We start from the raw sequence: 7503 nt of genomic DNA, 5'->3' as shown, positions 1-7503 counted from the left end.
GTTTTCGCCTGCGGGGTCTTCGAGGGCCGCGGTCTTTCGTATGGCCGCTCGTCTTCTTCGCGAGTCGGGGCTTCTTCGGTGATGCCGGCTCTTGGGGCTGCTGCTGGTTTTCGGGGTTCGAGTGCCGGGGTGTTTTTGCTGGGTGCTGGTTTTGGGGTCGGAGGTACTCGGTTCTTGAGGTTCGGGCGGTGCGGCTCTCGGGTGCTTGGCAGGTGTTTCGTGTGCGGGGCGGGTCTCAGTGCTTGGGCTGCTGGCACCCAGTGCTGGGGTGCTTCCCGAGGTCGGCGGGTCTGAGCTGACTTGTGCTCTTTCGTGGGATCCACCCGATCTCGCCAGGTGGGGTTACGGCGTGGGAGCTGGGGCTTTTCGGGCATGGTGAAGTTCTGGTGGCGGTGGGGTGGTGGGCGGGTCACTCTGGGAGTGTGACGGGTTCTCATACTTCGGGGCGGGCGTCGGTGCAGGTGAGACGGCGGCGCCGGCGGTTGCGGGTCCTTGCGTGGACGGTCGCGCCGGTTGCGTGCACGTTGGTGCTGGCGGGGGTTGTGGACATCGTCGCTGAGATGTTCGGGGTGCCGGGGTCGGTGCTCAGTGTGCTGGATGAGATGGACAGCTTGCTCAGCATCGCCGTCGGGGGTGTGGGGTTGGTGGTGGTGACGGTGATGGTCATACGGACGCCGGGGGTGCCGCCGCGTGCGGGAGCGGGTGGCAAATCAGGGCAATTGGAGCGTTCCATCTCCGTTGGAGAGGGGAATCCGGGAGTGGCCATGACGGGCGATGGGGCGACGGCCGTCAATGTGGGGCGGGTGGATGTGGCGGGGGACGTGCGGCTGGAGTCGCGGCCGCAGGTGCCGACGCGGCCGGTGCAGCTTGCGCCGCGGCCGCCGCTGCTGCTGGGCAGGGAAGAGGTGATCGGCGAGGTCAGGGAGCGGTTGCGGCGGGGGCCTGGGCGGCCGAGTGTGGTGGCGTTGCACGGCCTCGGTGGTGTGGGGAAGACGAGTGTGGCCGTTGAGTACGCCCATCGGCATCAGGGTGACTATCAGCTCGTCTGGCAACTGCCGGCGCACGATTCTGCGGTGTTGTCGGCGGCTTTTGCGCGGCTGGCGGCGTTGCTGGGGTTGCGGGAGACGGCCGACGCGGCCGATCCGGTGGATCAGGTGCATGCGGCGCTGGCCGCGCGTACGGAAGCCTGGTTGCTGATTTTCGACAACGCGCCGGATGCCGGGACGGTGCGGCGGTATCTGCCGCCGGCGGGGCCCGGGCATGTGGTGGTCACCAGCAGATCGGGGAGCTGGCCGCCGGAGCAGGGGCTGGAGGTGCCGGTGCTGGAGCCGGGCCCGGGGGCGGAGCTGGTGCTGGCGAGGTCGGGGCAGGAGGACGCGGTGACCGCCGCGGCGGTGGTGGCGGAGCTGGGCGCGTTGCCGCTGGCGCTGGAGCAGGCGGCGGCGTTCATGGCCGAGACGGGGCTGCGCCCGGCCGAGTACCTGGAGCTGCTGCACGACCAGCGGGCCGAGCTGCTGGCCCAGGGGCAGCCGTGGGGGCATCGGGAGCGGGTCACGACGACGTGGCAGCTGTCGTTCAGCAACCTGGAGCGCACCAGCCCGCAGGCGATCGCGTTGCTGCGGGTGCTGGCGTGCTGCTCGCACGAGCCGATCCCGTACCAGCTGCTGCTGTCGCCGCTCGAAGGGCGGGCGCCGCGTGAGGTGCTGGCGGCGGACCTGCGCAGGCAGCGGGCGTACGGACGGATGCCGAGCACGCGGCTGCGGCGGGTGCGTGAGGTGCGGCCCTGGCTGAGTGCGGTGATGGTGCTCCAGGAGCTGCCGCGCGACCCGCTGGCGGTGAACGCGGCGGTGAGCGCGCTGCGCGGGCACAGCCTGATCAGCCATCCCGCGGACGGCCTGGTCTCAGTGCACCGGCTGGTGCAGGCCGTCACCCTCGACCAGCTCCCGCCGCCCGAGCAGCAGCGGTGGCGGGACGTCGCGGTCGTGCTCCTGGAGTCGGTGCTGCCGGCGGACCCGCTCGACGCCGCCGCCTGGCCCCGGTACGCCGAGCTGCTGCCGCACATCCTGACGGTGCTCACCCCGATGTCGGCCGGCATGGACAAGACGGCGCAGTACCTGGGAGCGAGCGGCGACTACCGGACGGCGCGGGCGCTGTATGAGGAGATCCGCGCGGCGCTCACGGCCCGGCTGGGGGCTGAGCATCCGGCCACGCTGGCCGTCCGGCACGAGCTGGCCCGCTGGACGGGTGAGCTGGGGGACGCGGCGGCGGCCAGGGACATGTACGCGGAGCTGCTGCCGCTACGGGTGCTGGAGCTCGGGGCCACGCATCCGGACACGCTGGCCATCCGGCACGAGCTGGCGCGGTGGACCGGTGAGCTGGGGGACGCCGCGTCGGCGCGGTGGCAGTACGCGAAGCTGCTGCCGATCGGGGAGCGGGTACAGGGAGCGGAACACCCCGACACGCTGACCATCCGGCACGAGCTGGCGCGGTGGACGGGTGAGCTGGGGGACGCGGCGACAGCCAGGGACATGTACGCCGAACTCGTGCCCATCCGGGAGCGGGTGCAGGGCGCCGAGCACCCCGACACGCTCGCCGCTCGGGCGAACCTGGCGTTGTGGACCGGCGAGGCGGGTGACCCGGCGGCGGCGCGCGACCGGTATGCGGCGTTGCTGCCGGTTCGCGAGCGGGTGCAGGGGGCCGAGCATCCGGCCACGCTGATCACCCGGCATGAGCTGGCGCGGTGGACGGGTGAGCTGGGCGATGCGGCGGCGGCCAGGGACATGTACGCGGCGCTGCTCGTCGTACGGGAGCGGGTGTCCGGCGCCGAGCACCCCGACACGCTGACCATCCGGCACGAGCTGGCGCGGTGGACGGGTGAGCTGGGGGACGCGGCGGCGGCCAGGGACATGTACGCGGCGCTGCTGCCCATGCGCGAGCGCGTCCAGGGGCGCGACCACCCCGACACGCTGGCCGCCTGGGCGAACCTGGCGTTGTGGACCGGCGAGGCGGGCGACCCGGCGCCGGCCCGCGACCACTGCGCGGCGCTGTTGCCCGTCAGGGAACGCGTGCTCGGCCCCCAGCACCCCGCCACTCTGCTCACCCGGCACGAGCTGGCGCGGTGGACGGGCGAGCTGGGCGACGCGGTCTCGGCCCGCGACCAGTACGCGGACCTGCTGGTTCGCTATGAGCACGCCTTCGGCGCCGAACACCCCGACACACTGACGACGCGGCACAACCTGGCCTTCTGGACCGGGCAGGCGGGCGACCTGGAGGGGGCGCGGGCCCAGTGCGCGGCGTTGGTGCCGGTCAGGGAACGGGTGCTCGGCGCCGACCATCCCGACGCCCTGACGACGCGGCACAACCTGGCGTACTGGACGGGGCAGGCGGGGGACGTGGAGGCGGCGCGCGGCCTCTATGCGGCGTTGCTGCCGATCTGCGAACGGGTGCTCGGCCCCGAACATCCCGACACGCTGACCGTCCGGCACGAGCTGGCCCGGTGGACCGGCGAGCTGGGCGACCCGGCGGCGGCCAGGGACGCGTACCTCGCCCTGCTCCCGCTGCGCGAAAGAGCCTCCGGGCCCGAGCACCCCGACACGCTGACCGCCCGCGCCAACCTGGCCTATTGGACCGGGCAGGCGGGCGACGCGGCGGGCGCCAGGGACCGGTACGCGGCGCTGCTCCCCATCAGGGAACGCGTGCTCGGCCCCGGCCATCCGGTGACGCGGTCGACGAGGGAGCAGCTCGCCTATTGGACGGAACGGGCCTAGCGCCTCCTCAGCGTCGAACGGGTTCGGAGGCGGCCCCTCCTCAGCGTCGAAGGGGTCTGGAGGCGGCCACTCCTCAGCATCCAACGGGTCCGACAACGGTGCTGCTCATCGCAGCGTGAGGCGGGCGATGCGGCCGGATTCGACGGAGGCCCAGCAGGCCAGGCCGCGGGTGCAGCTCACCGTGTCGAACGAGCCGCCGTCATCGGTGGCCCGGTGCCCCCGCCGATGGACAGCGCCACGGCCCGGTTCGCGGCGAACGCCTCGATGTCGCGGAACTGCAGCGCCTCGGCGCCGGGCGGGGAGGGCAGACCAACCCGAAGGATCAACGTCGTCTGCTCGTCGTCTGCTCGTCGTCCGGGGCGAGGAACGCCGAGACGAGCGCGTTCACCCGCTCAGGGCACTGCCGGTTCGACCAGTGGCCGACGCCTTCCAGCAGCTCGTAGCGGGCGCCGGGGATGAGTGCGGCGGCGGCTCTCGTACGGGCCTGGGGCACGCCGATGTCCTTGTCGCCCTGGACGAGCAGGACGGGGCAGGTGATCTCGGGCAGGCGCGGGCGCAGGTCCACACGCATACGGAAGGGGCCGATGGAGCCGTTCTGCCAGTCGGACGAGCCCGCGCCGCTCGCCCGTACCTCTTCGACGATCTCGTCCACGATCTCGTCGAAGTCCGGTACGGGCCCCGCGAACAGCGCCCGGCGGGCGAACGCCGCCACCTGCGCGCGCGTCCTGAGCAGCGCGCCCGGCAGCGTCCTGTTGAGCAGCGGCAGCTTGGCGGTGAGCCAGAGGAGCTGGTGCACGACGGGCGGGAACGCCAGGATGCCGGCCGGGGCGAGCGCCACGAGCCGGTCCACGCGGCCCGGATGCTCGATGGCGGTGGCGAGCGCGAGTGCGCCGCCCTGCGACAGGCCGACCAGGGCGGCCGAGCCGAGGCCGAAGTGATCGAGTACGTCGGTGACGCAGCGCAGCATGCGCTCGTGGGTGGCCCGGCCCTGCCACGGGCGGCTCTTGCCCTGCTTCGGCCAGTCGGGCGCGAGCACGAAGTGGTCCGCCGCGAGGACGGGAATGAGACGTCGCCAGCTCAGCAGCGCGTTGTCGACTCCGGCGCCGCTGAGCAGCACCACCGGCGGGGCCTCAGGGTCGCCCGCGACGTGGACGTGCAGGCGTCCCTCGGGGAAGGTCAGGTACGTGCCGCGCGGCTCGCTCATCCGCCGCCCCCGTTCGCGGCGCGGTGGGCTTCCCAGCGCTGCCACAGCGCCGGCAGCTCGCTCTCCAGGAAGCGGTAGAGCTCGTTGACGTTGTCCAGGCGCTTGCGGCGCTCAGGGGGGCTGCCGTCCAGCACGCGCAGGCCGGCCTCGGTGATCTCGCGGAAGGCGGCCGTCTTGGCGTAGCGGGCGGCCAGCATGCGGCTCCACCCGTCGGGCGCGATGCGGAAGTACTCCTGCCGCTCGCCCCTGCGCCGCACGCCCTCGACCAGTCCGCTGGGCGTCAGGAGCCTGGTCGCGCTGCTGATCGAGCTGCGGCTGACGCCCAGCACGTCGGCGAGCCGGGCGGCGCTCTGCTCCGGCGGGTCGCTGATGAGCAGCCAGCCGATCACGCGGCCGGCGATCAGCGGCATGCCCTCCTTGGCGAAGAAGCTCGCGACGTCGTCGACGAAGTCCAGCTCGGCGTCGGTGGGGGTGTCGTCCATGCCACTACATTACGGTCATTGCAGTCATTGCTGCAATGACAGAAAGATCGTCACAACCGCTAGCCTGGCTGCCGATCAGGTGGACCCGGCAGGCGGGACAACGCATGGACGGTGGACGACCGGCGGACGACGTGGTGCTCGGCATGGTCGCCGACCAGCTCGGCGCAGCCATGGGCGCGCCCTGGGAGGTGCGTGACGGCATGGCGAAGGGCGCGTTCGATCGCGAGCAGCTGGTGGGGGTCAAGCTGTTCTGCGGCGGCGGCCAGGGCTCGGAGGTCGCGGAGGTCCGTGTCGGCGGGTCTGCCACGAGGCGGCCTCGGAGGCGCTCGCCGCGCTCGACTGGCCGCGCCCGGCGCGCGGCTTCTCCTACGCCCGCACCTTCGTCCTCCTCGTCCACCAGGACGAGGACTGACCGGAGGAGGACATGCGAAGGGACCCGCACGTGGTGGTGCGGGTCCCTTGCTGGAAGAACTACTTGGGGAGAACCAGGAGGGCGTCGCCTACTGCGCGCTCCGCGCCGTCCGAGGGGCGATTGACGACCTTCTTGCCGACCACCATGGCCGTGGAGCCGCCGCCGTCCAGGTTGATCGCCTGGGTGGCGCCCAGCCAGCGCATGAACTGGGCGGCCTCCACGAAGTTCGCGCCGAGGGTCTCGCCGGGGCGGCGGCCGTCGATGGTGGCCAGGATGAGGCTGCCGTTACGGGTCGTGCCGAGGAGGGTGCGGGGGTGGCGGCGGAGGATCATGTTGATCGAGTCGTGCCCGTCCCGCTTGGCGGTGATCTTCACCTTGCCGTTGCGGACCAGCCCCACGCCGCCGGAGATGACGTGCAGGTCGGGGGTGAGCTTGAGCGCCCGCTTGGTACGCAGGTCCACGACCTTCGTCACGATCTTGACGGTCCAGTTCTGCCAGGCGTGCTCGTTGATCCAGTCGGCGGCCAGGCCGTTGCCGTGCAGCACGCGCATCCCGGCGGCGACGGCGGCGCCGGACGCGCGCAGGCCGACGACCTTGCCGTTGGCGTCGAGGACGGCGTCGGTGCCGCCGGAGGGGGTCTTGGCGCCCCACTCCTCGGTGTAGAGGACCAGCTCGTCGGTGGTGGCGGCCCGGTTGACGCCGTTGACCTCGACCTTGGTGCCGTCCTGGGAGACGGCGGTGACGTCGGTCTTCAGCTCGGTGATCTTCGCGGTACGGCCCTTGAGCACGACGGCGGAGCGGCCGGGAACGGCCTCGCTCAGCAGCCGGCCGCCGACCACGGAGGCGCCGACCGGCTCGCCGCGCAGCGCCTTGGAGGTGTGGATGTTGAAGAAGCCGCCGTTGACGCCGACCAGCGCCTTGCCCGCCTCCACCATCGACGAGACGGTCTCGCGCTTGGCCACGCTGCGGCCGAGCGAGGCGGCGTACGAGCCGCGGAACACCCGCGAGTCGACCATGACGACCTTGGCGCTCCACGGCCCGGTGGTCTTGAGCCCGTCGTCGCCGAGGTAGTCGACCTTGACCTTCAGGCCCGCTTCCTTCAGCTTCTTGGCGGCCTTCTCGGCCTTCTTCTTGTCCTTCAGCGGCCACATGCCGACGCGGACCATGTAGACGGTCTGCGCGGGAGCGTCGGCGACGCCCGGCCTGACCACCTTCTGGACGCTGGGCGTCTCCCCGGCGGCCTCCACTTCGGCGGCCTTGGCTTCTGCGGTGTGCTGCATCCCGTAGTCGCGGCCGCTGGGCATTAAGACGGTCAGCGTGTAGCCGTCGGTGGCGGAGCCCGCCCGCACGTCGTACAGGTCGATGCCCTGCGTGACGGCGGTCATCGTCTTGGTCGGCACGGGTCGCGCGCCCAGCGGGAACTTCGCCGACGGGAACCGTACCGTGCGCTGTTCCGCGGTCGCGGGCAGCGCCGTGAGGGCGAGCGCCGCGGCTGTGGCCAGGCCGCCGGCGATCGTGCGTCGAGACATGAACTCTCCATAGGGCGGTGCAAGGGACCGCACCATAGTGGCGAGATCAAGGACCCCGAGGCAGGAGAACGCGCCAACTGGGTGAAGAGGTTACGAGATTGACATCGCC

The 7503-nt window shown here is 72.0% G+C and carries 6 protein-coding genes; 1 reads left to right on the top strand and 5 read right to left on the bottom strand.

The window, feature by feature from the left end; genetic code table 11:
- Nucleotides 1-433: 433 nt before the first annotated feature.
- The gene (locus ABZW11_RS33500; protein WP_355425975.1) at nt 434-667 is read right to left on the bottom strand and encodes a hypothetical protein; all 234 of its coding nucleotides are present in this window, start codon (nt 665-667) and stop codon (nt 434-436) included.
- A 97-nt stretch (nt 668-764) separates the two neighbouring features.
- Here ABZW11_RS33500 and ABZW11_RS33495 point away from each other — a divergent pair, with 97 nt between their 5' ends.
- Nucleotides 765-3767 carry a tetratricopeptide repeat protein gene (locus tag ABZW11_RS33495; RefSeq protein WP_355425973.1) on the top strand — a complete coding sequence of 1001 codons (3003 nt, stop codon included), beginning with the start codon at nt 765-767 and terminating at the stop codon, nt 3765-3767.
- Between the two features lie 176 nt (nt 3768-3943).
- Here ABZW11_RS33495 and ABZW11_RS33490 read toward each other — a convergent pair whose 3' ends face one another.
- The 4 genes from ABZW11_RS33490 to ABZW11_RS33475 form a co-directional block, all read right to left on the bottom strand.
- On the bottom strand, nt 3944-4093 hold the full coding sequence (locus tag ABZW11_RS33490) for a hypothetical protein (RefSeq protein ID WP_355425970.1): 150 nt from the start codon (nt 4091-4093) through the stop codon (nt 3944-3946).
- Entirely contained in the window at nt 4090-4971 is an 882-nt protein-coding gene (locus ABZW11_RS33485) for an alpha/beta hydrolase (RefSeq protein WP_355425967.1), read from the bottom strand. Before ABZW11_RS33485 ends, ABZW11_RS33490 begins: the two co-directional genes overlap by 4 nt.
- Entirely contained in the window at nt 4968-5453 is a 486-nt protein-coding gene (locus tag ABZW11_RS33480) for a MarR family transcriptional regulator (protein ID WP_355425965.1), read from the bottom strand. The genes ABZW11_RS33485 and ABZW11_RS33480 overlap by 4 nt, the downstream gene beginning before the upstream one ends.
- A gap of 471 nt (nt 5454-5924) precedes the next feature.
- The gene (locus ABZW11_RS33475; RefSeq protein ID WP_355425962.1) at nt 5925-7394 is read right to left on the bottom strand and encodes a phosphodiester glycosidase family protein; all 1470 of its coding nucleotides are present in this window, start codon (nt 7392-7394) and stop codon (nt 5925-5927) included.
- Nucleotides 7395-7503 lie beyond the last annotated feature (109 nt).

It is taken from the genome of Nonomuraea sp. NPDC004580 (genome assembly GCF_040609855.1).
GTDB lineage: Bacteria > Actinomycetota > Actinomycetes > Streptosporangiales > Streptosporangiaceae > Nonomuraea > Nonomuraea salmonea.
Note: the sequence above shows the minus strand (reverse complement) of the source record. Positions and strands in the feature narration are given on the sequence as shown.

Bases quoted from the DNA above. Each gene is read 5' to 3' on its own strand.
- ABZW11_RS33500 (WP_355425975.1), bottom strand. From the start codon at position 667: ATGACCATCACCGTCACCACCACCAACCCCACACCCCCGACGGCGATG.
- ABZW11_RS33480 (WP_355425965.1), bottom strand. From the start codon at position 5,453: ATGGACGACACCCCCACCGACGCCGAGCTGGACTTCGTCGACGACGTC.
- ABZW11_RS33475 (WP_355425962.1), bottom strand. From the start codon at position 7,394: ATGTCTCGACGCACGATCGCCGGCGGCCTGGCCACAGCCGCGGCGCTC.
- ABZW11_RS33495 (WP_355425973.1), top strand. From the start codon at position 765: ATGACGGGCGATGGGGCGACGGCCGTCAATGTGGGGCGGGTGGATGTG.
- ABZW11_RS33485 (WP_355425967.1), bottom strand. From the start codon at position 4,971: ATGAGCGAGCCGCGCGGCACGTACCTGACCTTCCCCGAGGGACGCCTG.